Source organism: Veillonella parvula DSM 2008 (assembly GCF_000024945.1).
GTDB classification, from domain to species: Bacteria; Bacillota; Negativicutes; order Veillonellales; family Veillonellaceae; genus Veillonella; species Veillonella parvula.
In genome coordinates, this window is sequence record NC_013520.1 from 666,303 (window position 1) to 691,870 (window position 25,568).

At 39.1% G+C, this 25,568-nt stretch carries 19 protein-coding genes; all 19 read left to right on the forward strand.

The features are described from left to right. The first annotated feature begins 5 nt into the window (after window positions 1-5). The 19 genes from VPAR_RS02770 (at window position 6) to carB (ending at window position 25,565) form a co-directional block, all read left to right on the forward strand. A complete protein-coding gene (locus VPAR_RS02770; protein WP_004698437.1) occupies window positions 6-728 on the forward strand; it encodes an LptA/OstA family protein in 723 nt (240 codons plus the stop codon). Window positions 729-737: 9 nt separating this feature from the next. Next, window positions 738-1,457, forward strand: a complete 720-nt coding sequence (gene lptB / locus VPAR_RS02775) for an LPS export ABC transporter ATP-binding protein (protein ID WP_012864076.1) — start codon at window positions 738-740, stop codon at window positions 1,455-1,457. Between the two features lie 8 nt (window positions 1,458-1,465). Continuing rightward, window positions 1,466-2,557 carry an LptF/LptG family permease gene (locus tag VPAR_RS02780; RefSeq protein ID WP_012864077.1) on the forward strand — a complete coding sequence of 364 codons (1,092 nt, stop codon included), beginning with the start codon at window positions 1,466-1,468 and terminating at the stop codon, window positions 2,555-2,557. Window positions 2,558-2,590: 33 nt separating this feature from the next. After that, window positions 2,591-3,796 (forward strand): DUF3084 family protein, encoded by a 1,206-nt coding sequence (locus VPAR_RS02785; protein WP_012864078.1) that lies wholly within the window; start codon window positions 2,591-2,593, stop codon window positions 3,794-3,796. 126 nt (window positions 3,797-3,922) lie between these two features. Next, entirely contained in the window at window positions 3,923-4,450 is a 528-nt protein-coding gene (locus VPAR_RS02790) for a RuvC family protein (protein ID WP_012864079.1), read from the forward strand. Beyond that, on the forward strand, window positions 4,440-5,309 hold the full coding sequence (locus VPAR_RS02795; RefSeq protein WP_012864080.1) for a YitT family protein: 870 nt from the start codon (window positions 4,440-4,442) through the stop codon (window positions 5,307-5,309). Before VPAR_RS02790 ends, VPAR_RS02795 begins: the two co-directional genes overlap by 11 nt. Window positions 5,310-5,318: 9 nt before the next feature. Continuing rightward, the gene (lepB, locus tag VPAR_RS02800) at window positions 5,319-5,903 is read left to right on the forward strand and encodes a signal peptidase I (RefSeq protein ID WP_012864081.1); all 585 of its coding nucleotides are present in this window, start codon (window positions 5,319-5,321) and stop codon (window positions 5,901-5,903) included. Window positions 5,904-6,480: 577 nt separating this feature from the next. Continuing rightward, entirely contained in the window at window positions 6,481-7,743 is a 1,263-nt protein-coding gene (locus VPAR_RS02805) for an S-layer homology domain-containing protein (protein WP_012864082.1), read from the forward strand. Between the two features lie 607 nt (window positions 7,744-8,350). Beyond that, window positions 8,351-9,556 (forward strand): putative porin, encoded by a 1,206-nt coding sequence (locus tag VPAR_RS02810; RefSeq protein ID WP_012864083.1) that lies wholly within the window; start codon window positions 8,351-8,353, stop codon window positions 9,554-9,556. Window positions 9,557-10,116: 560 nt separating this feature from the next. Beyond that, a complete protein-coding gene (locus tag VPAR_RS02815) occupies window positions 10,117-11,322 on the forward strand; it encodes a putative porin (RefSeq protein WP_012864084.1) in 1,206 nt (401 codons plus the stop codon). Between the two features lie 276 nt (window positions 11,323-11,598). Then, complete coding sequence (locus VPAR_RS02820; RefSeq protein WP_012864085.1) at window positions 11,599-12,411, forward strand: Cof-type HAD-IIB family hydrolase; 813 nt, start codon at window positions 11,599-11,601, stop codon at window positions 12,409-12,411. Between the two features lie 12 nt (window positions 12,412-12,423). Continuing rightward, window positions 12,424-13,338 (forward strand): RNase adapter RapZ, encoded by a 915-nt coding sequence (gene rapZ / locus VPAR_RS02825; RefSeq protein WP_012864086.1) that lies wholly within the window; start codon window positions 12,424-12,426, stop codon window positions 13,336-13,338. Window positions 13,339-13,350: 12 nt separating this feature from the next. Next, window positions 13,351-14,700, forward strand: coding sequence for a gluconeogenesis factor YvcK family protein (locus tag VPAR_RS02830; protein ID WP_012864087.1), 1,350 nt, complete (start codon window positions 13,351-13,353; stop codon window positions 14,698-14,700). A gap of 15 nt (window positions 14,701-14,715) precedes the next feature. After that, window positions 14,716-15,663 carry a DNA-binding protein WhiA gene (gene whiA, locus VPAR_RS02835; protein WP_012864088.1) on the forward strand — a complete coding sequence of 316 codons (948 nt, stop codon included), beginning with the start codon at window positions 14,716-14,718 and terminating at the stop codon, window positions 15,661-15,663. Window positions 15,664-15,675: 12 nt separating this feature from the next. After that, complete coding sequence (locus VPAR_RS02840; RefSeq protein ID WP_012864089.1) at window positions 15,676-18,723, forward strand: ATPase; 3,048 nt, start codon at window positions 15,676-15,678, stop codon at window positions 18,721-18,723. Window positions 18,724-19,075: 352 nt separating this feature from the next. Further along, the gene (locus VPAR_RS02845; RefSeq protein WP_012864090.1) at window positions 19,076-20,026 is read left to right on the forward strand and encodes an aspartate carbamoyltransferase catalytic subunit; all 951 of its coding nucleotides are present in this window, start codon (window positions 19,076-19,078) and stop codon (window positions 20,024-20,026) included. Further along, entirely contained in the window at window positions 20,010-21,296 is a 1,287-nt protein-coding gene (locus VPAR_RS02850) for a dihydroorotase (protein WP_012864091.1), read from the forward strand. Before VPAR_RS02845 ends, VPAR_RS02850 begins: the two co-directional genes overlap by 17 nt. Then, a complete protein-coding gene (carA, locus tag VPAR_RS02855; RefSeq protein ID WP_008715755.1) occupies window positions 21,296-22,363 on the forward strand; it encodes a glutamine-hydrolyzing carbamoyl-phosphate synthase small subunit in 1,068 nt (355 codons plus the stop codon). The genes VPAR_RS02850 and carA overlap by 1 nt, the downstream gene beginning before the upstream one ends. A 1-nt stretch (window position 22,364) precedes the next feature. Then, window positions 22,365-25,565: a carbamoyl-phosphate synthase large subunit gene (carB, locus tag VPAR_RS02860; protein ID WP_012864092.1), complete on the forward strand. Its 3,201-nt coding sequence runs from the start codon at window positions 22,365-22,367 to the stop codon at window positions 25,563-25,565. Window positions 25,566-25,568 lie beyond the last annotated feature (3 nt).

Here is a 25,568-nt window from a genome sequence, read left to right on the forward strand (position 1 = left end):
GAAATATGATGAATAAGAAAAAACAGATTGGTATGGCTATATTAGCTGTACTCATGACCGCATCTGTTACAGTTTGGGCTGCAAATGATCCGTTGACTATCAGCGCTGATACATTGTCTTATGATGGCAATTCAGGTCGTGCAGATGCAACAGGTAATGTTGTTATTACCCAAGCGGATAAAACTATGACTGGTGCCAAGGGTTGGTACAATACAAAAACTCAAGAAGCAAATCTTGATGGTGGTGTATCTATGATTGGTTCTGATATGGCCATGTCTGCTCAAGCGGTTCACAGTTACAATAATAATAAATTCACTGCTAATGGTAGCGTTCATTTACAACGTGCTGATCGCCAAATCTTTGGCGACAGTGTTGAGTATAGTACTGACTCTGAATACGGTCTTGTTACAGGCAATGCCCGTTTGATTGCTGAAGGGACAACCTTAACCGGTGATAAGGTAGAAGGATGGATGAAGGAAGTTCGTGCTGTAGCGCAAGGTAATGTTACCTTCTCTAATCCTGAACGAAACGTGTCTGGTTCTGCTGACCGAGCTACATATACACAAACGCCAAACCAAAATGATGGAGTGGTACTCTTATCGGGTTCTGCGCATGCCGTTCAAAATGGTAATGTACTGAATGCACCGGAACTGAAAATTCGTTTAGCTGATGATTCTGCTGAAACATTAGGTGGACGTAGTACACTCGTCATTGTTCCGAATAAATAAGGATAATATATGTATATAGAAACCAAAAACTTAGTTAAAACCTTTAGCGGACGCAATGTGGTAGATGGTGTAAGTCTACGCGTTGATAAAGGCCAAGTTGTAGGTCTATTAGGGCCTAATGGGGCCGGTAAAACTACGTCATTTTATATGATTGTAGGCATTGAAAGACCAAGTTCTGGTATCATTACCGTTGATGGCAAGGATATAACAAATATTCCTATGTATAAGCGGGCGGCTGAAGGGATTGGATACTTACCGCAAGAGGCATCAATCTTTCGTTCCATGTCTGTAGAGGACAATATTCGTGCCATGCTACAGATTACGGCAAAAAAATCTGATGAGATTGAAGCTATCGTGGAATCATTGATTGAAGAATTTCATATTGGACATGTCCGTGACCGTATGGGGATGCAATTATCTGGTGGTGAACGACGTCGTGTAGAAATTGCGCGTTGCCTCGCCTTAGAACCTAATTTCATCCTTCTTGATGAACCTTTTGCAGGTGTCGATCCAATTGCGGTTGCTGATATTCAGCAAATTATCTTACACGTTAAGAACCGAGGTATTGGTATCTTGATTACAGACCATAATGTTCGCGAAACATTGGGGATTGTAGATAAGGCTTATATTTTGAGTAATGGTAAAATCCTCCTAGAGGGTACCCCTGATGAAATTGCGAATGATCCAATCGCTCGTGAACATTATTTAGGGGATAACTTTAAATTATAGGAGGGGCTATGCGATTATTAGATAAATATATTTTAAAAGCTTTTGTAGGCCCATTCCTATTTGGGGTTTTTGCTTTTACTAGTATTTTTATTGGTACAGGCACATTGTTTAGGATTGCTCAATATATTACTGAATATGGAGCACCATTGTTGCTTGTTATGCAAGCATTTGTCTTGGCTTTACCAAGTATTGTTATTTTAACATTCCCAATGTCAGTACTATTGGCTTCTCTTATGACTTTTAGTCGTTTGAGTAGCACTAGTGAAATCGTTGTTATGCGTGCTGGAGGTCTAAGCTTTTTACGCTTGGCCATGCCTGTATATATTATTGCCCTCATCATTTCCATTGGGGCAGTAGCATTTAATGAATTTGTTGTACCTCGTACAAATCATATGTATCAAACGATTGTGCGCGAACAAATTATGAAAAATGCATCACCTCAAACACAAAATCATATTGTGTTAAAAACGATGAATGGTGATGAGCTAGGCACATTGATGTATGCTAAGAGCTATGATGCTGAAACCAAACAGTTGTCCATGATTACGGTTCAACAATTTGGGGAGGGCGGCAAGTTACAACAAGTTGAAAATGCTGATACAGCTATCTGGAATGGTCAATATTGGGTGATGCAGAATGGTATCATCTATGATTTATCAGCTGGTAATGGTGTTGAACGTACCATGAAATTTAAGGAGCAATCATTGCCGATTAAGTCTGCCCCAAAAGATATTCAACAAGATCAACGTAAGCCTGAGGAATTGACGATTAAGGAGTTACGTCACCAAATCAGAGCTTATAAGGCTGCTTATACTAATGCTAATAAACTTGAAATGGAAATGTACCAACGCTTTACAATTCCGTTGGCAAGTTTTGTATTTGCTCTCGTAGGTGCACCTTTAGGCCTTCAAAAGCAACGCTCTAGCTCATCTATCGGCTTTGGTATTAGTATTCTCATCATCTTTATTTATTATGGGGTGATGACCTTTGCTGGTGCTTTAGGGAAAGGTGGAGCATTGCCAACCTTATTGGCTGCATTAATACCGGATACATTAGGTATTATTGCAGGGCTGTATTTGAATTGGCGTGTATCGAAATAACAGATTGTATTCTTAGGAGAAAGGAGGGACATGATGTTAGTAGGTGTTAAAATCTTAATAATTATAGCTCTTATGGGTGGTCTCATTGCTTACATGGGGGATAAGCTAGGCACTAAAATTGGTAAACGTCGTATGTCCCTCTTTGGATTACGACCTAAGCACACATCTATTATAGTTACTATTGTGACAGGCCTTTTAGTTGCAGCAGCTACGGTTGGGGTATTAACCTTTACGTCTCAAAGTGTGCGAACCGCATTGTTCGGTATGGATCAGTTGCGAGCTGATATGAAGCAGCTGAATAATGAGGTTGCTGCAAAGACGCAAGAACTGATTCGTGGGCAGGCTTTGTTAGAACAAAATAAACAAGAGCTTGAAGAACGGATGGCTGAGATTGAACAAATTCGCCGTGAAGTAGAGGCTACAAAAGCTGAATTGGCGAGTGCACAAGCTGCTAAAGACGCAACAGAAGCCGAATTGGCATCTTTACAAGCCTCTTATGCAGAGGTGTCTCAAAAGGTAGCTGAGCTTGAAGCAACACGTGCTAAGATGGAAGCGCATATTAAGAATCTACAAAATACACAAGAACAATTGCAGAATGGCATCATTCATTTACGGGAAGGAACCATTCTCTTCCAAGTAGATCAGTTATTAGCACAAGCTGTTGTACGACCTGGTTTAAGTGAAGAAGATAGTAATAATGCTATTAAACATATTATCGATGATACAAATAAACTTGTTTTACGTCGCTTAGGTATAGAAGATAATGGTCAATCCGTTGTGTATGTAGATCGACAAAATGTTGAGGTAGCTACTCAAAAGCTAATCAATTCCAAGACTCCTATGGTGGTTCAAGTTGTGGCAGCCGGAAATATTATTTCAGGTGAACCTGCAGTTGCAGTTATTCAAGTATATCCACAACAATTTATCTATAAAAATGGAGAGGTAATTCACTCTACAGTAATTGATGGGGGTACTAATGCTCAATCGTCTATGCTTCAATTCTTGAAACAAGTAAATGAACGTGCTAAGGCAAAGGGTATTATTCCTGATTCCTTATCAGGTGATATTGGAACGATACCTGGTGATGATTTGTTTACAGCCATTAAAAGAATAAGTACTATGCGTGGCAAGGTTCATGTGGAAGCTTATACTGATGGCGACACATATTCATCTGGTCCTGTTCACCTCAAGTTGCGTATTACTCAAATGCCAGATTTCAATGATAAGGCAAAAATGTAAACTAATTAATATGATGAAGGTATGCTGTTTTCATACATTATAAAAGAAGGTCTTATGTAATTTTCAACATAAGACCTTCTTTTTATGTTAAAATATAACTACTGTACTTACAAAGGGGATAATCAAATGACTGAAAATACATATATTTTAGCAGTGGATCCAGGAAATGAGAAAACTGGCGTAGCTATACTTTCACCTTCCGGTGAGATGATATGCCGTAAAATTATTTCTTCAAATACTTTCAATAAAGATATTGAGCGTATTTTAACTGAATATTATGGTATTGTTCATATTGTTTGTGGAAATGGTACAAATCATAAACACTTGTATCCTTCTCTTCAACAAATTGGACGTAATCATAAAATTACAACTAGTTTAATCGACGAATCTCACAGTACAGAGGAGGCCCGTAAATTATATTGGCAATATAATCCTCCTACAGGGTGGCGCAAGATTATTCCTACATCTATGCAATTTCCACCAGAACCTGTAGATGATTTGACGGCTCTCGTTATTGGCTTGCGCTATACGAAGCAGTTAGCTCAGAACGAAGCGGCAATCAAAGAAGAAACTATGAGTTCAAGTGAGTTAGAAGAGAAAAGATTACATGCTATGGAGCAGTTATACGGAAAAGGAGATAATCATGACGAATGAAACTTCAATGCGTAACTGGTCAAATCTTATTATGCGCTGTGTAATGATGACTCTAGGTGCCTTAATATATACGATAGGGTTAGATTTATTCTTAGTACCCAATAGTATCATTGACGGTGGGGTAGTTGGTATATCTTTGATGGCTGCGGAACTATCAGGTATTTCTTTTAGCATTTTCGTAGTACTTTTCAACTTACCCTTTTTATATTTAGGCTATAAAGTAATTGGTAAAGGATTTACCTTGTCTACTTTGTTCTCTATTATATGGATGGCAATATTTTCTACCATTGCACACCGCTTTACACCTATTACAACTGACCCATTTTTAGGGTCAATCTTTGGTGGTATAATCTTAGGTATTGGGGTAGGGCTAATTATTCGTAATGGTGGCTCATTAGATGGATCTGAAATTGTAGCTATTATCTTTGATAAACGGTCCACCTTTTCTGTAGGCGAAATTGTAATGGCCATGAATTTAGTTATTCTTGGAGCAGCGGGCTTTGTATATAGTTGGAATAGTGCCATGTATTCCTTAATTGCTTATTTTATTGCTTATAAGATGATTGATGTGACCATCACTGGACTTGAAGAATCTAAAGGGGTTATGATTATTACCGATGCAGATAATTCCAAGATTATTGCTGATGCATTAAATGCTAATCTTAATCGTGGTGTTACTATTATGTACGGAGAAGGTGGGTATTTAAAACAACCGAAACATGTATTATATTCTGTAGTAACGCGGCTAGAAATTACAAGATTAAAGGATACCGTTTATGAAGTAGATCCTACAGCATTTATTACGATCCAAGACGTACATGATGTCTTTGGTGGGAGATTTACGAAAGGTGGTCATTAAGAGGAAACTATGAGTAATAAGTTAGGTAATACAATAGTAAAAGAAATATTAGATTGGATTTATGCTATTGCATTGGCATTAATCATTGCTATGATAATTCATATTTTCTTGATTCAACCTACTAGAGTGTCTGGGGAATCAATGGATGATACATTACACAATGGACAATATTTGATTGTTACCAAATGGCATCATATTATGAATGATATGCCCGAATATGGACAAATCGTTATTATTGATAGTCGTGTTAATCGTGTTCGTACATGGGTGGATGATGTAAAAGAACCACTGATGAACTATGCATCTGTTTTTAATAAATCCGCTCAAACAAATGATGTATGGGTAAAACGTGTAATAGGTAGACCTGGTGATGTACTAGAGTTTAAAGATGGGTATGTATGGCGTAATGGAGAGAAATTACAAGAGCCATATACAAAAGATACAAAAATGAATTATACTCGGTCTACACCTGTAACAGTTCCTGAAGGTCATGTATTTGTGATGGGGGATAATCGTAATCATTCTAGTGATAGTCGGTTTATCGGCCCAGTTCCTGTTGACCATATTTTAGGATTTGTTTCTTACGCAATTTAATAATCGTGAAAGCCTATCTATGATGAAATACATCATAGATAGGCTTTTTTATAAGTTAAGAAGGATTAAGTTACGTCGTATCTTGTGAAATGTATACTAAATAAATATAGCAAGACGACTAGGTTGAATCTAAATATATCACTTAGTAATCTTATAGAAAATAAACAATTCAAACAAATGAATTAATATAAATTATAAGTATAGGTAAATTTAATAAGTGATAATTATTAAATTTGTGGCTGTAGATAATAAAATTATCTATTTTTTTAGACTATAAAATGAAATTTTGTAAAATTAAATTTTTAAAAATGCAGTAATAATCTATGTTTTCGGTATAATTTCTATTCATGAAAGAAATTTCATAAAATTTAGTTGTGTAAAATGCTTTACAAAGTTTTGGGGTGGTGGTATATTCACATCAACAGAAAGGCTACGCTACAAAGAAGTGGAGCTACGATAGATAATTTAGTTGAGGAAACATGGACACTCCTAATACATCTTTCATAGTGATACTACTTATGTAGTGAACGTCTTCTGCAAATATAAATTCTTATTTATAAGAAAGAAGGAATTCATTATGAAAAAACAATTCGCAACAATGTTAGCAGCAACAGCAGTGTTAGGTGTAACAACAGCATTTGCTGCAAATCCATTCTCCGATGTAACTCCAGATAGTTGGGCATACCAAGCAGTATCTCAATTAGCACAATCTGGTATCGTTAATGGTTATCCAGATGGCACTTTCAAAGGCCAAAACAATATCACTCGTTATGAAATGGCTCAAATGGTAGCTAAAGCTATGGCTAACCAAGATCGTGCTAACGCTGAACAACAAGCTATGATTAACCGATTGGCAGATGAGTTCTCTAACGAGTTGAACAACCTTGGCGTTCGAGTATCTCGCTTAGAAGACCGTGTAGGTAATGTAAAGGTAACTGGTGATGCTCGTATCCGTTACCAAGGTTCTGAAGACAAAGGTGTTTACAAAGCTAATAGTAAATCTTTAACTGACGGCCGTGCACGTGTACAATTCAATGCTAATGTAAATGATAAAACACAAGCAGTTGTTCGTGTAAAAGGTAATTACGAATTTGGTGACTCTACTAAAGGTTCTCAAGCAACAATCGATCGTGCTTACGTAGATCACAAATTTGGTAGCAACGTATCTGCTAAAGCTGGTCGTTTCCAACAAACAATTGGTGGCGGTTTGATGTACGATGATACATTTGATGGTGCACAATTGAACGTAGGTAATGATAAAGTTCAAGTACAAGGTGCATATGGTTATATGATTGATGGTGCTGCTGATGGCAACTCCAAATCTGATAACCCATCTGTATCCTATGTAGGCTTAAAAGGTAAAGTTGGTAAAGAATCCTCTGTTGGTGGTTTCTACTCCAGATTATCTAGCGGCAACTTGAACCACAATGGTGTAACAGTTAATTCCGATAAACAAGATGTTTACGGTTTCAATGCGGACTTCCGTAAAAATAAATTGTGGGCTGGCGGTGAATGGTTGAAAGCTTCCAACGTAGATAATTCTCAAGCTTGGACAGCAGGTCTTGGCTATGGTAACTACGACATCGCTAAAAAAGGTACATGGGATGTGAAAGGTCAATACTTCAACCAAAAAGCTAATGCACCAATCGTAAGTTCCACTTGGGATCAAGCATATGATTTAACAAATACATCTAATGGTTACAAAGGTTACATGGCTAGCGTAGACTACGCAGTACAAGATAACGTAGGTTTATCCGCTGGTTATGGTTTCAACTCTAAAGACCAAAGCGGTAATGATCTTTCCGATTTCTACCGTGCAGAATTAAATTACAAATTCTAATTCCCTCACAAACAAAAAAAAGACTTCTTCGGAAGTCTTTTTTTGTTGCATAAAAGTATTATGAATTATTTTATATATAATAGTATATATATAGTAAAATGTTTTATAAATACATAATATTAATAGTAATCGAATAATTTAGTGGTTATCAAGAATTATATCCCTTATATTGTAGGATATATTTATAAAATCTTTCTGTATAGAACGATAAATTTCTTATTAATTATATATGTATTAATAAGTTTAACTTAATGAAAAATATAATAAAAATTCTCAATTAATAGAAAGGGATATAAAATTAAATTTTTTTATGAAAAAAGTTATACCCTATAAAACTAGATATAATCTAATCTTGAAGATATTTTAAGTTATAAAAATAAGATATTGAGAATACAATTGAGAAAAAAGGGTTTACATGAAAAAATGGTTGTGCTAATATCACCGTACAAGAAGTAGCAAACATATGAAACGAAGAACTTCGATGTAGAATATAGCGAGGAAACATGGACACTCCTGAAATTCTTAATCTGAAGAGCTGAGTAGAATATGAATGTTATGACTTGTAACAGTTTATTTTCTATTTTTTTCAGAAAGAAGGAATTCAACTATGAAAAAACAATTCGCAGCAATCTTTGCAGCAACAGCAGTTTTGGGTGTAACTACTGCATTCGCAGCTAACCCATTCTCCGATGTAACTCCAGATTCTTGGGCGTACCAAGCAGTTTCTCAATTGGCTAACGCTGGTGTTATCAATGGTTACCCAGATGGCACTTTCAAAGGTCAAAACAACATCACTCGTTACGAAATGGCTCAAATGGTAGCTAAAGCTATGGCTAACCAAGACCGCGCTAACGCTGAACAACAAGCTATGATTAACCGTTTGGCTGATGAATTCTCCAACGAATTGAACAACTTGGGCGTTCGTGTAGCTCGCTTGGAAGACCGCGTTGGTAATGTAAAAGTTACTGGTGATGCTCGTCTTCGTTACCGTGATGCTGAACATGCTAAATCTAAATTTGACGCTCGTGCACGTGTACAATTCAACGCAAAAGTTAACGATCGTACAGACGCTGTAGTTCGTTTGACTTCTGGTAACTTCGAATTGGGTAACTCCACTACTGAAGGTAATGCAAATGCTACAATCGATCGCGCATATGTTAACCACAAATTCGGCGAACGCGTATCCTTGAAAGCTGGTCGTTTCGGTCAAGTTATCGGTGGCGGCTTGATGTTCGACGGCACATTCGACGGTGCTCAATTGAACGTTGGCAACGACAAAATCCAAGCTCAAGCAGCTTACGGTTATATGGTATCCGGTGAAGCAGCTGGCTTGACTAAAGAAGAAAACGTAACTGATACTTACCTTGGCTTAACTGGTAAAGTTGGTAAAAACACTATGGTAGGCGGTTTCTATGATCGTGTAAACCAATCCGATGATGTTAAAAACATCTATGGTTTCAATGCTGATGCTAACTTCGATAAAGTTTGGGTTGGTGGTGAATGGTTGAAAGCTTCCAACCTTGAAAAATCTCAAGCTTGGACAGCAGGCGTAGGTTTTGGTAACTATGACATCAAAAAACAAGGTACTTGGGATGTGAAAGGTCAATACTTTAACCAAAAAGAAAATGCACCTATCGTAGATACTACTTATAATCATCTTTACACTCAAGATGCTAAAGGTTGGATGGCAACTGTTAACTATGCATTGCAAAACAACGTTGGTTTGTCCGCTAACTACGGTTTCGACTGGAAAACTCAAAGCGGTTCCGATCTTAGCGATTTCTACCGTGCAGAACTTAACTACAAATTCTAATTTGATAGTTAATCATATGAAAGAGACTCCTTCGGGAGTCTCTTTTTTGTAGTTTGAAGATTAATATACACGGTGAACATCCTAGAGTATTATCAATTTAACATAGAGCGTAAGTAGGATATTCTTTTTTAGCAAATAAATATAATGATAATATAGTTTATAATTTCATTTTTTATATTAATAAATGAATGTTAATATAATTAGTTTTATTAATATAATTTTAGGTTTTTAAATCTGATAAAAAATTTTTTTGTATAAAACTATAAAATGAAAAAATGTTCATGAAGTTAGATTTTTACTGCATTCATGAAATTTTTAAAATAGAGAGTATTCAGTAATAAGGCTGAATATAGGTGTTAAGGCTTTACATAGAAAAAAGGTTGTGATACTATCACCGTACAGGTCATGATACATACATGAAACGAAGATCTTCGATGTAGAATATGGTGAGGAAACGTGGACACTCCTATACATTCTTAATCTGAAGAACGAGTAGAATGTGAATGTTATGACTTGTAACATTTTATTTTCTATTTTTTTCAGAAAGAAGGAATTTAACTATGAAAAAACAATTTGCAGCAATCTTTGCAGCAACAGCAGTTTTGGGTGTAACTACAGCTTTCGCAGCTAACCCATTCTCCGATGTAACTCCAGATTCTTGGGCATACCAAGCAGTTTCTCAATTGGCAAACGCTGGTATCGTTAACGGTTATCCTGATGGTACTTTCAAAGGCCAAAACAACATCACTCGTTACGAAATGGCTCAAATGGTAGCTAAAGCTATGGCTAACCAAGACCGCGCTAACGCAGAACAACAAGCTATGATCAACCGTTTAGCTGATGAATTCTCTAACGAATTGAACAACTTGGGCGTTCGTGTAGCTCGTTTGGAAGACCGCGTTGGTAACGTAAAAGTTACTGGTGATGCTCGTCTTCGTTATAAAGATGCTGAACATGCTAAATCCAAATTCGACGCTCGTGCACGTGTACAATTCAACGCAAAAGTAAACGATCGCACTGATGCAGTTGTTCGTTTGACATCTGGTAACTTCGAATTAGGTGACTCCAGAACTGAAGGTAAAGCAAATGCTACAATCGATCGCGCATATGTTAACCATAAATTCGGTGAACGCGTATCCTTGAAAGCTGGCCGTTTCGGTCAAGTTGTTGGTGGTGGCTTAGCATTTGATGGTACTTTTGATGGTGCTCAATTCAATGCTGGTAATGACAAAGTTAATGCACAAGTAGCTTATGGTTACATGGTATCTGGCGATGCAGCTGGCTTGACTAAAGAGGAAAATGTTACTGATCTTATCGTAAATGTTAATGGTAAAGTTGGTAAACATGCTATGGTTGGTGGTTTCTATGACCGTATTAACCAAGATGATGATGTTAGAAACGTATATGGTTTCAATGCTGATGCTAACTTCGATAAAATTTGGGTTGGTGGCGAATGGTTGAAAGCTTCTAGCCTTGAAGAATCTCAAGCTTGGACAGCTGGCGTAGGTTATGGTAACTACGACATCAAAAAACAAGGTACTTGGGGCGTAAAAGGTCAATACTTCAACGCAAAAGAAAATGCTCCTATCATTGATACTACTTACAACCACATCTACACTACAGATGCTAAAGGTTGGATGGCAACTGTTGACTATGCATTGCAAAACAACGTAGGCTTAACAGCTAACTACGGTTTTGATTGGAAAGATCAAAACGGTAATGATAAAGCTGACTTCTACCGTGCAGACCTTAACTACAAATTCTAATTTGATAGTTACTCATATGAAAGAGACTCCTTCGGGGGTCTCTTTTTTGTGTTTAATATAAAATTATATGAGGCTTTTTATTATAGTGTTTCATTAATGCTGTCTACTCAATTAATATAGAATGATTTGTCGATAATAGAGGATTTTGCATTTAATGAAATTTCCATGAGTAAACTTTCTTATCATTATTAGGGTTATTACCGCTTATTTCTATCTATAGTGCCACTATTAATGGTATAATAAAGAGTATTTAAAATTTCTATAAAGGCGACAAACATGAATCCTTCTTTTTCTCATATCAAAATGGTTGCCATCGATTGTGATGAAACTTTGGTGCGTAGCGATAATTCTATATCTGACTATACAGTAGATGTATTACATCGGTTGCAGCAAAAGAGTGTTGCTATTACGATTGCTACGGGGCGTATGTACCAAACGGCTAAGCCCATTGGTCAGGCGTTAAAGCTTGGTAATGTGCCACTGATTTTATTTTCTGGTGGCCTCATTCAAGAATTAGAAACAGGATATAAACTATTTGAACAGACTGTTCCTATTGTAGCCGTACGTCGTATCTATGAATTAGCAAAACAATATGATTGGCATATACAATCTTATGTGGATGATCATTTATTATGTCATCATAAGACGTGGCAGTCCGCTCTCTATGAAAAACAGACTGGTGCTACGGCAGAATTTTTAGGTGATACGTTATATAGTTTAAACTCTGAACCGAATAAGCTAATTGCCATAGATACAGTAGAAGGAATTAACAGAATTATTGAAATTTTAACTCCTAGAGTTGGTGATATGGTGACTCTAGTTCGTAGCCAAAAAGACTTTTTAGAAATCGTTGCCCTTAATGTGTCAAAGGGGCGTGCTTTGACACAACTAGCTTTAGATAATCATATTAGTTTAGAACATATCGTTTCTTTTGGTAATGCAGAAAATGATATTTCTATGCTACGTAAAACAGGTTACTCTGTAGCTGTTGAAAACGCTACAGATCATGTAAAATCTGTGGCTCATACAATTTGTGGCCACCATAATGACGATGGCGTAGCCCATTGGATTGAAGATAATCTTTTATAATGGAGTAAAACTATGGAAGCATTTCGTTTGTTAATAGTTACAGGTATGTCAGGTGCCGGCAAAACTCAGGTATTGCAAGCTTTAGAAGATATGGGGTATTTATGTATTGATAATATTCCCCCTGTGCTGATCCCTAAATTAAGTGAAATTTGCCGACAAGGTGGAGAACGGACTAATCGCGTTGCTCTTGTTGTAGATATTCGGGGTGGCGAATTTTTTGAAGCTCTTTCTTCATCTTTAGATACATTAAAAGATATGAAGGTAGATTTTGAAATTGTATTTATGGATGCTACAGATGAGACTTTGATTCGTCGATATAAGGAAAGTCGACGGAGTCATCCATTGGCTCCTAATGGGCTGATTACAACAGGGCTAAAGAAGGAACGCCAAATTCTTAACTCTGTGCGCCATAAAGCAGATTTTATTATTGATACCACTAATATGAAAACAGCTAGCTTGAAAGAGTATTTAAAAACGCGCTTTGCTCAGGTTGATGAAGCTCATGGTATGGCTATTACTGTAGTGAGCTTTGGTTTTAAATATGGTATTCCTCTCGATGCAGATATGGTATGGGATGTTCGTTTTCTACCAAATCCATTTTATATTCCTGAGTTTCGTCATAAAACAGGTCGTGTAAAAGCAGTGAATGAATATATCCATTCCTTTGAAGTAACCGAGGAATTTAAAAAACGTTACTTTGATACCATGGATTTCCTTGTACCAAATTATGAACAAGAAGGGAAATCTCAGTTTATTGTGGCAGTAGGTTGCACAGGTGGTATGCATAGATCTGTAGCTATGGCAGAGACTCTATACTCCCACTTGTTAGAAAAAGGATATCGTGTAACTGTTGAACATAGAGATATGATGAAAAATAATGTAGAAGAAGATTATAATCCTCATGAAATTATAACACTTGATAACTAGATAGGGGGGATTATGTTGCGAAAAGGATGGTTCCGGTGGCTAATTCCGGGTCTAAATATAAAACGTTGGCTTGCCCTATTTAGTTGTGGTGTAGGTCTTTTAATTATTGGTATTTCTTTGATTTTTAACTATCAATGGCTTGCGGTTCTTGAAGATATTGTACTTGCCTTTTCTTATAATATGACGGGCTTTTACAATTATAATGTACTCATTGCTGTAGGGGCTGTAGTATTATCGATTGGCGCTTTATTAATGCTCATCGGTACGAGTAAAGTTATAAAAACGATTATTCGTGCGGTACTACCTAATCCTGACAGTAAGGTATCGGATATTATTTTTCAAAATATCCGACTCGATAAGGGGCCAAAAATTGTAGTCATCGGTGGGGGTACAGGCTTATCAAATTTATTGCGTGGTTTGAAATCACATACATCAAACCTATCTGCGATTGTAACAGTTGCTGATGATGGAGGTTCTTCTGGCCGCTTGCGAGAAGATTTTCAAATGATAGCACCTGGTGATTTAAGAAACTGTTTAGTATCACTAGCTGAACAAGAAGGGGTAATGGAGAACTTATTCCGTTACCGCTTCGAAGGGGAAAATGAGCTTTCTGGACACAGCTTTGGTAATCTCTTTATCACTGCTCTTGCTCAAGTTTACGATGGAGATATTGAAGAAGCTCTTGAAGCGGCTAGTAAATTGTTGCGTGTCCGTGGTCGTGTAATTCCTTCCTCTACAGAGTTCATTAAATTGCGTGCAGAGATGACAGATGGCACTATTGTAGAAGGTGAAAGTAATATACCACACTCGGGTAAACGGATTCGTCATATCTATAGTGATCCAGCATTGCCTAAGCCAGAGGGGGCTGCATTACGTGCCATTGATGAAGCGGATGTGATTATTTTAGGTCCTGGTAGTTTATATACAAGCATTATCCCAAATTTACTAACTGATAAATTGGCCTCTCATGTACGTGCCAGTAAGGCTAATAAAATCTATATTGCTAATGTTATGACACAACCGGGTGAAACCACAGGCTACACATTAAATGACCATGTAGAGGCTTTAATTGCTCATGGCGGAGAAGGAATTATAGATACTGTTCTTGCCAATGATGGGCCGTTGCCAATTCAAATGGTTGAACAATATAGTGCTGTAGGATCTGAACCATTGGTATTAGATACTAAAAAGTTACAAGACAAAGGAATCCGCACTATACGAGCTACCTTAATTAACCCTCAAAAACCAGCTGTTCACGATCCTGAACGGTTAGGTAAAGTTATTATGGATATCATTCATGCTATGCAATCTAACACTGAACCGCATATCTTAGAATATTATCTTCAACGAGATGATCATTAATGAGAAGGGATGTCCATGTCATTTGCAGAAGATGTAAAAAATGAATTATGCCAATATGAAGCCTCTAGTGATGCGGATGTGGCCATGAAAATTGAAGCGTCTTGCTTATTGCGTATGAGCGGATCTATCATTTTGGGGATGAAAGGTGCCGTTGGCATTCGTTTGGCTACGGCTAATAATGCAGTAGCTCGTCGGTTGCTTGGTATTTTGAAAAAGCAATACGAATTACCTACAAATGTATTAGTACGACAAGGTTTAAACCTGCGTAAAAAAAATATGTATACGCTCTCTGTGGAACCTTCTATAGAGGGGAGACAGGCTTTAGAGGATCTCGCTTTATGGCCTGTAACCGAACAAATCCCTCGCAGTTGGCTCAAATCAATGGAAGCGCGCCGTGCCTTTTTAAGGGGAGCTTTTTTAGGAGGAGGCTCTGTTAATAAACCACAAAGTGATTACCATCTTGAGTTTATGACGGGAAACGAGATTTTTGCGAGAGAAATTATCCATGTATTACGGCTTTTTCACATTCATGCAGGATTAACGGAGCGGAAGGAAGAGTATGTAGTATATCTTAAAGAAGGGGATGCAGTAACAAATTGTTTGCAAATCATGGGTGCTCAATCGGCGCTTATGGAATTTGAAAATGTGCGGATTATGAAAACCGTACGGAATCAAATTAATCGTCAAGTCAACTGTGAGACTGCAAATTTACAGAAGGTTGTGGATGCAGCAGTTCGTCAGGTAAAAGCAATCCGTATTATTGATAGAGAAATCGGCATTGAAGAATTACCAGAAAAGTTGCGCGTCGTTGCAAGACTTCGGTGGGAGAATCCTGAAGCGAGTTTAAAAGAACTTGAAGAGTTGATGGAGGGGAAACTATCTAAATCTGGAATTGGCCATCGACTAAAGAAGATTGAAGCATTAGCACTTACGTATGACCCGTTGGGGCTCGAAGAAGTATAGAGGTAATAATATATGTTTTCCTATAAATCAAGATATTGTGTAGCTGCGGCTATGGCTGCCATGGCTGCCCTTACAGGCCATGTAGAAGCTCGTGATATAGATTTACAATCAATTGGATATTTTCAGTTTTCTCCGTTGCCACCATCGTTGGTGTCTCAAACGGATACATTGCTCCTATCGGATAGTCCTGAATATGTAGGACCTGTAGGAGGTACGTTAAGTGCAGGTACAATTAATGGCAATGGTCGTATCTATTTCTATCATGTAAATGAAATGGATTTACCTCACAAGATTGCTATCGTCTTAGAAAACCAAACGGCTTATCCAACTTCAGTACATGTCATGAGACAATTAAAATCTGTAGCTACACCTGATTATTTTGCAGCAGGTCGTGATTTGTCTCGAAAGGATTTGGAGCAACCTCTTAATGAAAGCCCAGATGCAAGACCATTATATTCTCTTAGCATCCCACCACAAGGGCGCCAATTAATCTTTAGTGACTTAGAAAATACACCGGTAAATCGAGATGCATTATTTACGGGTATTGTAGATATTAAAACAGAAGGGCCTATATTTGCGCGTGTCATGATGTTGCCTATGGGGATGGACCCTGTAGATGCATCACATTGGGTGAAAAACCTTCCTATTGATGAAATACAATTACGCGGTACTTATACTGGTGCTAAGCGTAATATGGAGGTTACTACACCATTCGATACCTCTTTAGGTGGTGCCTTTGTAGAAATTGGTAATGACCGAGAAGATACGTTTATTAATGGTGTAGACGAAATGCAAAATAAAGCATTTGTTCGAGATCGTGGTAACTATGGGGTATCGTATACGTTAAAAATTCCTACAAAGGGGAATGAACCGTTTAGACTGTATTTTAACCCTCTTGGGGGACCTTATTCTGGTTCCTTTATGGTAAAAGCATTGCATCAACAAGGTGCTAGACGGGGACAGACTGATACACGAACTTATCACATTGGTGGTGAAGATGGTATTTCCGCATTAGGGGAAGGTACTATATTAGATAGTCGTCTATTAGGGAATTATAATGCGGGCGATTTATTAACATTAAACTTTATGCCAGCTGGTGCATCGAATTTGCCAATTCGTTTCTTGTTGATTCCTGAATCTCTTGCAAATCCACAAAAACATCAAACTATTGCTGTTAATGTACCAAAAGATGTTAAAGATATTTTAGGGAACCCAACTCAAGGGGGAACACAAATACCTGTAGGACCTGTAGGTGGTAAAGATGGAGATAAAGGGTCCGTAGATACTAAAAAATCTACTGTTGAAAGTCCAGCTAAACGGGCAGAAACAATTGCTCATGAAGAAACTAAAAAGTTAAGCGATAAAGCTGCAGCAGATGTAAAAAAAGAAGCACAACTTAAAAAGGCAAAAGATGAGAAAGAAGCATTAGCTCGTAAAAAAGCTGAAGAGGCTCGACTAGCTGCAGAAAAAGCCGAAATGTTGCGAAAGGCTGCAGAGGCCAAGCATGCTGAAATTGAGCGCAAGATGGCTGAAAAAGCCGAAGCAGAGCGTAAAGCAGAGGAAGCTCGCAAGGCGGAAGCGGCTCGTAAAGCTGAAATGGCACGTATCGAGGCAGCGAGAAAAGCGGAAGCAGATCGGCTAGAGGCGGCTCGTAAAGCAGAAGAAGCTCGACTAGCAGCGGAAGCAAAACGTCTTGAAGAAGAACGTAGAATTGAAGCTGCTCGTATTGAGGCCGCACGCAAAGCGGAGGAAGAAAGAAAAGCGGCCGAAGCTAAGGCGCGCTTTGAAGCGCAACGAGCAGCAGAAAAAGCTGCTTTAGAGGCCAAAAAGGCCGAAGAGGAACGCTTGGCTGCTGAGGCTAGAGTTCGTTTAGAAGCACAACGTAAAGCTGAGCAGGAAGCATTGGAAGCAAGACGTGCCGAAGAAGCTCGTAAAGCAGCAGAAGCGAAAGCTGCTTTAGAAGCACAACGTGCTGCTGAGCAAGCCGCTCTTGAAGCGAAGCGCCAAGAAGACGCTCGTAGAGCGGCAGAGGCTAAGGCTGCTTTGGAAGCACAACAAATGGAAGCAGCAAGAAAAGCAGAAGAGGCTCGTCGTGCGGAGGAAGCGCGTAGAGCAGAAGAAGCTCGAATTGAAGCGGAACGTAAAGCTGAGGCCGCTCGCGTAGCAGCAGAAGCAAAACGAGCAGAGGAAGCACGCAAAGCTGAAGCTGCGAGAATTGAAGCGGCGCGTAAAGCTGAACAAGCTCGTTTAGAAGCAGAAGCACGTAGAGCAGAAGAAGCTCGGAAAGCAGAAGCAGCTAGACTTGAGGCACAACGTAGAGCTGAACAGGAACGACTCGAAGCAGCGCGCCGTGCCGAAGAAGCTCGCATTGCTGCAGAGGCTAAACGTGCCGAAGAAGTGCGTAGAGCCGAAGAAGCTCGTCGCATAGAAGAAGCAAGACGTGCCGAAGAGGCTCGTAAAGAAGAGGCGGCTCGCATAGCGGCGGAAGCTCGTAAGGCAGAGCAAGAGCGACTTGCTGCAGAACGAGCTGAAGCAGAACGTCAAGCAGCCGAGGCACGACGCCTTGCTGAGGAACGATATAAAGCGCAACTAGAGGCAGAACGTAAAGCTGAAGCTGCCCGTCAACAAGCGTTGGCTCAAGCTGAAATAGAGCGTAAAGCAAAAGAGCGTGCTGAAGCGATTCAACGTGTTCGAGATCAACAAGAAAGCGCTCGTCGTCGTGCAGAACTTGCCCGTCAACAACTTGAAGCCGAACGTAAGGCTGCTCAAGCATCTAAGAGGACTCCTTCCTTCAGTGAACTTGATGATATTCATGGGGATACATCAAATGTAACTATTCCAAATGCTGTATCCATTGATGAGTTAACAAAACCTAGACCGACTGCATCTCAAAATACACGTCGTCGTGAGCAACGTCAACCTCAATTGTCGCCAAATCAGCAATATGTGCAGATAAATCCTGTAGCGAATGAGCCGCAACAAGATCAAATGCCATATACTCCACAAAATGAACAGCAAAATGATGAAGAAAACCCACCAAGATTATATCCATTAGGTTAAGACCCTTAATTTCTAAAAAAGAAATTTTAGATTAAAGTTTAAGATATAGAAGTGGATTAATAGCTGTTTAAATATAGAGAGGACAAGCAATTTTATATGCTTGTCCTCTTTTTAAAATCCATATGAATTTTGTGTTTTACATTGACTTTCAAAGGTGGATTCAGTACAATAAATAAAGAAAATGCATATATGGTACGAGAGACCATTGCATAATACAATACCTTTTAATTTAGTCCAGAGAGGCTGAGAAAGGAATATAGTTGAAGTGCCCATAGGGGCTTCTTTGTGCAAACTATTTGACCTTTTGCCCTGGGCAAAAGGTCTTTTTTGTTACGTGAGTTAGGAGGAAATCATGGGACAAGTTAGCCTAAAAGGCAAAGATTTATTGGGTTTGCAAAATGTGTCACCTGAAGAAATCAAATTGATTTTAGATGTGGCAAAGAAAATGAAGAAAATCGTTCTTTCTGATGACAAGAAGGTTCCACTATTAAAGGGAAAATCCATTATCAACCTTTTTATGGAACCAAGTACTCGTACTCGTAGTTCCTTTGAGTTAGCCGGAAAATATTTAGGGGCTGACGTAATCAATCTTTCTCCTAGTGGATCTTCCATGGGTAAAGGTGAAAGCTTCCGCGATACATTATTAACTATGTCCTACATGGGTACAGATGCTATCGTAATGCGCCACAGCGCAGAAGGTGCACCTTTATACGCTACGAAAGCCGTAGATCCGATTATCATTAACGCAGGTGATGGCGCTCATGAGCATCCAACACAAGCATTACTAGACATGTATTCTATCTTAGAGAAAAAGGAATCTATTGAAGGATTAAAGGTGGTTATCCTTGGCGATATAATGCATAGTCGCGTAGCACGCTCTAACATTTATGGACTTACAAAAATGGGGGCTGATGTACATCTGGCTGGTCCTCGTACAATGGTATATCCAGAACTTGAAAAATTAGGTGTTACCGTACACCACGATATTCGTGAAGCCGTTGTTGATGCAGATGTTGTAAACGTACTTCGCATTCAATTAGAACGCATTCACTCTGCACTATATCCTACAAACAGAGAATATGCACGTATCTTTGGTATTAATAACGATGTATTGAAATTAGCTAAAGACGATGTAATGGTCATGCATCCAGGTCCAATGAACCGTGGTCTAGAAATCGCACCAGATGTGGCGTATTCTGATCAATCAGTAATTCAAGAACAAGTGCGTAATGGCGTAGCTATACGTATGGCTGTATTGTACTTAACTATTATCGGAGGTGACGGTAGTGAGCTTGCTTATTAAAAATGGTACGGTAGTAAATCCGGCGAAAAAACAAAACGAAGTAGCAGACATTCTCGTAAAAGATGGTAAAATTGCAGCCATCGGTCAAAACTTAAATGCTGAAGGTGCTGAGATATATGATGCAACAGGTCTTATTGTAGCACCAGGCCTTATCGATATTCACACACATTTGCGTGAGCCAGGTCAAGAAGCGAAAGAAGATTTCCACTCCGGTACACAAGCCGCTGCTGCAGGTGGTTTCACACGTGTTGTAACTATGGCTAATACAAATCCTGTGGTAGATAATGCTGCGCTCGTAAGAGGGTTGCAAAAGCAAGCCGAACTTACTGGTGTTGTTAAGGTAGAATTTATTGGTGCTGTATCAAAAGGTCTTGAAGGTAAGGAACTTGTTGAAATGGGGGATATGGCAGAAGCTGGTGTAGTAGCTTTCTCCGATGATGGCCACTATGTAGAAAATGCTGCATTTATGCGTCGTGCTTTAGAATACTCGTCCATGTTTAATAAGATGGTTATCGACCATGCAGAAGATATTACATTGACTAAAAATGGCCATATGCATGAAGGTATTGTTTCTTATGAATTAGGTGTTATTGGTCGTCCTGCAGTAGCTGAAGATTTGGCTGTTGCTCGTGATATCTTGTTATCTGAAATGACAGGTGGTCATATCCATATTGCTCACGTAAGTAGTAAAAATACTGTAGATATGGTGCGCCGTGCGAAGGCTAAAGGCCTTAATGTAACCTGTGAAGTTACAAGCCAACATTTGTCTTTCACAGATGAATACCTACGCGAATATAATCCAGCATTTAAAATGGCTCCTCCAATTCGCTCAGAAGATCATCGCCAAGCATTATTAGAAGGCTTGAAAGATGGCACAATCGATGCGATTATTACAGACCATGCACCACATGCATACGAAGAAAAAGACCATGAATTCTGCTGTGCACCAAATGGTTTCAGTGGCCTCGAAACATCTTTGGCAGCGGTTATTACAAATGCATATAGTCCTGATAAACTTAGCATTGATCAAGTTGTGTACTATATGAGTACTCGACCAGCTGAGTTGATGCACCTTGATGCAGGTGTTCTTGAAGTTGGTAAGCCAGCGGATATTACTGTATTCTCTACAACTGAAAAGTGGACAGTAGATAGAAATAAATTTTATACAAAAGGTAAAGTTAGCCCATTTGATGGTATGACTGTTACAGGTAAAGCTAAACTCACAGTAGTTGATGGCAAAATTGTTATGAAGGAGGGCGTAGTCTTATAATGAAAGGCAAGTTAGTTCTTGAAGATGGTTCCGTGTTTGAAGGTTCCTTATTAGGTGGCGCCCCAACGGTAGGTGAAGTTGTATTTAACACAGGTATGACCGGGTATCAAGAAATCTTGACTGACCCATCCTATGCGGATCAAATTATTACATTAACCTATCCTTTAATTGGTAATTATGGTACTTTAAATTCTATCACTCAAGGTCCTAAGCCATATTGTAAAGGTTTTATTGTAGGTGAACTGTGTGACTTTCCATCTAACTGGCAAAATGAGGGGTTATTTAGTGAGTATCTTCGTTTGCACGGCATCCCTTGCCTTTATGATGTAGATACACGTGCGATTACACGTGTTCTTCGTAACCATGGTGTAATGAAGGGCGTACTCGTACGCTCTGATTACCCTATGGAGGATATTCAAAAATTGTTTAAACAAGACTTGCCAACAGATCAAGTTATGCGTGTAACTACAAAATGGCAAGGTATGCGTGGCGATAAAAATGCTGAATTCCACGTAGCGGTAATGGATTATGGTGTAAAGGAAAATATCCTTCGCTCTCTAGAAGCTGCAGGCTGTCGTCTTACTGTATTTCCTGCAGATGCTAAGGCCGAAGATGTGTTGGCAGCAAATCCAGATGGTATTTTTTTATCTAATGGCCCTGGAGACCCTCAAGATCTTGGCTATGCAGTAGAAGAAGTAAAGAAAATGTTTGGTAAGAAACCAATCTTTGGTATCTGTATGGGGCATCAAGTATTGGCACAAGCTTATGGTGGTACCACATTCAAATTGAAATTTGGTCACCGTGGTTCTAACCATCCTGTACAAGATTTACGTACTGGTCGGGTATATATTACATCTCAAAACCATGGCTATGCGGTAGATGATACTTCTTTGCCAGATTTCGTAGAAATTACACATCGTAGTGTAAATGATGGTACCGTAGAAGGTATGCGTCATAAAGAATTGCCAATCTTCTCCGTACAATACCATCCAGAAGCATCCCCAGGACCTACTGATAACCTATATTTATTTGACGAATTTGAAGACTTAATGAGAAAGGGAAAATAATATGACCTCAGAAGCAAAAAAAGTACTTGTAATTGGTTCTGGTCCAATTATTATCGGTCAAGCTGCAGAGTTTGATTATGCTGGTACACAAGCATGCCGTTCCCTTCGAGAAGAGGGTTATAAAGTAGTATTAGTTAACTCCAACCCTGCTACTATTATGACTGATACAGATATTGCAGACCGCGTATATGTAGAACCGATTAGTCTTGAATTCGTAACAGAAGTTATAAAAAAAGAACGCCCTTGGGGCTTGTTGGCTACATTAGGTGGTCAAGTAGGTCTTAATATGGCGGTACAATTGTCTGAAGCTGGCGTATTAGAAGAATATGGTGTAAAACTTCTTGGTACAACTCTTGAAGCCATTAAACAAGCGGAAGACCGTGAGCTTTTCAAAGAAGCGATGAAGGAAATCAACCAACCGGTTCCTGAATCCGATATATTTAACGATCTTGAAGAAGCAGTAGCATTTGCTAATCGCATTGGGTATCCTATTATCATCCGCCCTGCATATACATTAGGCGGTACTGGTGGAGGTATTGCCCATAATGAAGATGAAATGTATGAAATCACACGTCGTGGTTTGAAACTTTCACCAATCCATCAAATTCTAGCAGAACGTTCCGTTGCAGGCTGGAAAGAGATTGAATACGAAGTAATGCGCGATAGTGCAGATAACTGCATCATCGTATGTAATATGGAAAATATTGACCCTGTTGGTGTGCATACTGGGGATTCTATCGTTGTGGCACCAAGCCAAACCTTGAACGATATTCAATACCAAATGCTGCGTACCGCATCTGTAGAGATTATCCGTTATTTAAAAATCGAAGGCGGTTGTAACGTACAATACGCTTTGAATCCAAATAGCAACGAATATATTGTTATCGAAGTAAACCCTCGCGTATCTCGTTCCTCTGCATTGGCATCTAAGGCAACTGGGTACCCAATTGCGAAAGTAGCAGCAAAAATTGCAGTAGGCATGACATTGGATCAAATTACAAATGCTGTAACCGGTGAAACTAAAGCATGCTTTGAGCCGACTCTTGACTATGTAGTAACTAAGTTTCCACGCTGGCCTTTTGAAAAATTCAACTTGGCAGATCGTACCTTGGGCACACAAATGAAAGCCACTGGCGAAGTTATGGCCATCGACCGTTCTTTGGAAGGCTCCTTGCTCAAAGCAATTCGTTCCTTGGAAATTGGTTTAGACCATATTGAGCTTAAGAAAATCGCTCATGAGTCTATGGAACAATTGATCGAACGTTTACATTTAGTAGATGATGAACGTATCTATGTTGTAGCAGAAGCACTTCGTAAGGGAATTAGTGTAGAAAAAATCCACTATATTACAAAAATTGATACATTCTTTATTGAAAAAATTAAAAACATTGTTACTGTGGAAAAAGCATTGGCTGAGCAAGGTTTAACAGAGGATGTATTGCGCAAAGCAAAACGTTATTCCTTCACTGATTCTGTTATCGCTCGTTATGCTAATACAACTGTAGAAGATGTTCGTGCAAAACGTAAAGAATGGAATATTCTTCCAACATATAAATACGTAGATACATGTGCGGCTGAATTCGAATCTAAAACACCGTACTATTACAGTGCTTATGCACAAGAAGACGAAGTTAAACCACTAGGCGAAAAATCCGTAGTGGTACTTGGTTCTGGCCCGATTCGTATTGGTCAAGGCGTAGAGTTTGACTACTGCTCCGTACATTCCTCATGGGCCCTTCGTAAAGCGGGTTATCAATCTATTATGATTAATAACAACCCAGAAACAGTGTCTACAGACTTTGATATTTCTGACTCTTTATACTTTGAGCCATTGACTGTGGACGATGTTATGGAAATCATCAATAAAGAACAGCCAGCGGGCGTCATTGCTCAATTTGGTGGTCAAACGGCTATCAATTTGGCAGGCCCATTGGCAGAACGTGGCGTCAAAATCCTCGGTACATCCGTAGATAGCATCGATATGGCGGAAGACCGTGAACGCTTTGATGAATTGTTGGCGAAACTTGGTATCCCTCGCCCAGTAGGTGCTCTGGTAACCTCTGATGAAGAAGCACAAGAAGCAGCTAAAAAGTTGAAATACCCATTAATCGTTCGCCCTTCTTATGTATTGGGCGGTCGTGCGATGGAAATCGTATACAACGATAAAGAGCTTGATGTATACATGAAGGAAGCCGTAGTAGCATCTAAGGAGCATCCTGTTCTTATCGACCGTTATATGGTTGGTATGGAGGTAGAGGTTGACGCTATTTCCGACGGTACCGATGTATGTATCCCTGGTATTATGGAACAAATCGAACGCGCCGGTGTTCACTCTGGTGACTCCATGGCCGTTTATCCAGCTCAACATTTGAGCCAAGAATTGATTGATCAAATCGTTGATTATACACGTCGTATTGCAGTAGGCCTTAATGTTAAAGGTGTACTTAATATTCAATATATCGTGGCTGATGGTGAACTTAACGTTATTGAAGTTAACCCTCGTTCTAGCCGTACTGTACCATTCATTTCTAAGGTTACAGGTATCAATATGGTAGAATGTGCAACACGCATTGCCCTTGGTGAAAGCTTAAAAGACTTAGGCTTACCACTTGGTCTTGTACCTAATAAACCATATGTAGCTGTAAAAGCACCTGTATTCTCCTTCTCTAAAATGGGTCTTGTAGAAATCGCTCTTGGACCTGAAATGAAGTCTACTGGTGAAGTTATGGGTATTGGCCGCACGTATTCTGAAGCACTATTTAAAGCTATCAATGGTGCCAACATGCGTATCCCAGAGGATGGTACAATCCTTATGACTGTTGCAGACCGCGATAAAGAGGAGGCTAGTCAATTAGCAAAAGGCTTTATTGATTTGGGCTATCATATTGAAGCAACTGGTGGTACAGGTAAATACTTCAAAGAACATGGCGTTGACTGCAAGGTAGTTAACAAAATCTCCGAAGGTGATGATAACTGTGCTGACCACATTCGTCAAGACAAAGTCGATCTTGTACTTAATACATTGACTGCAGGGAAACGACCTGAACGCGAAGGATTCCAATTGCGCCGTCTTGCTGTAGAAATGGGTACACCATGCTTAACAAGTCTCGATACAGCACGGGAAGTATTGCGTGTTGTGGCGAATCGTAAAGATGATGCGAACTACACTGTAGAAGCATTACAAGATTTTGAATTGGAGTAAAAC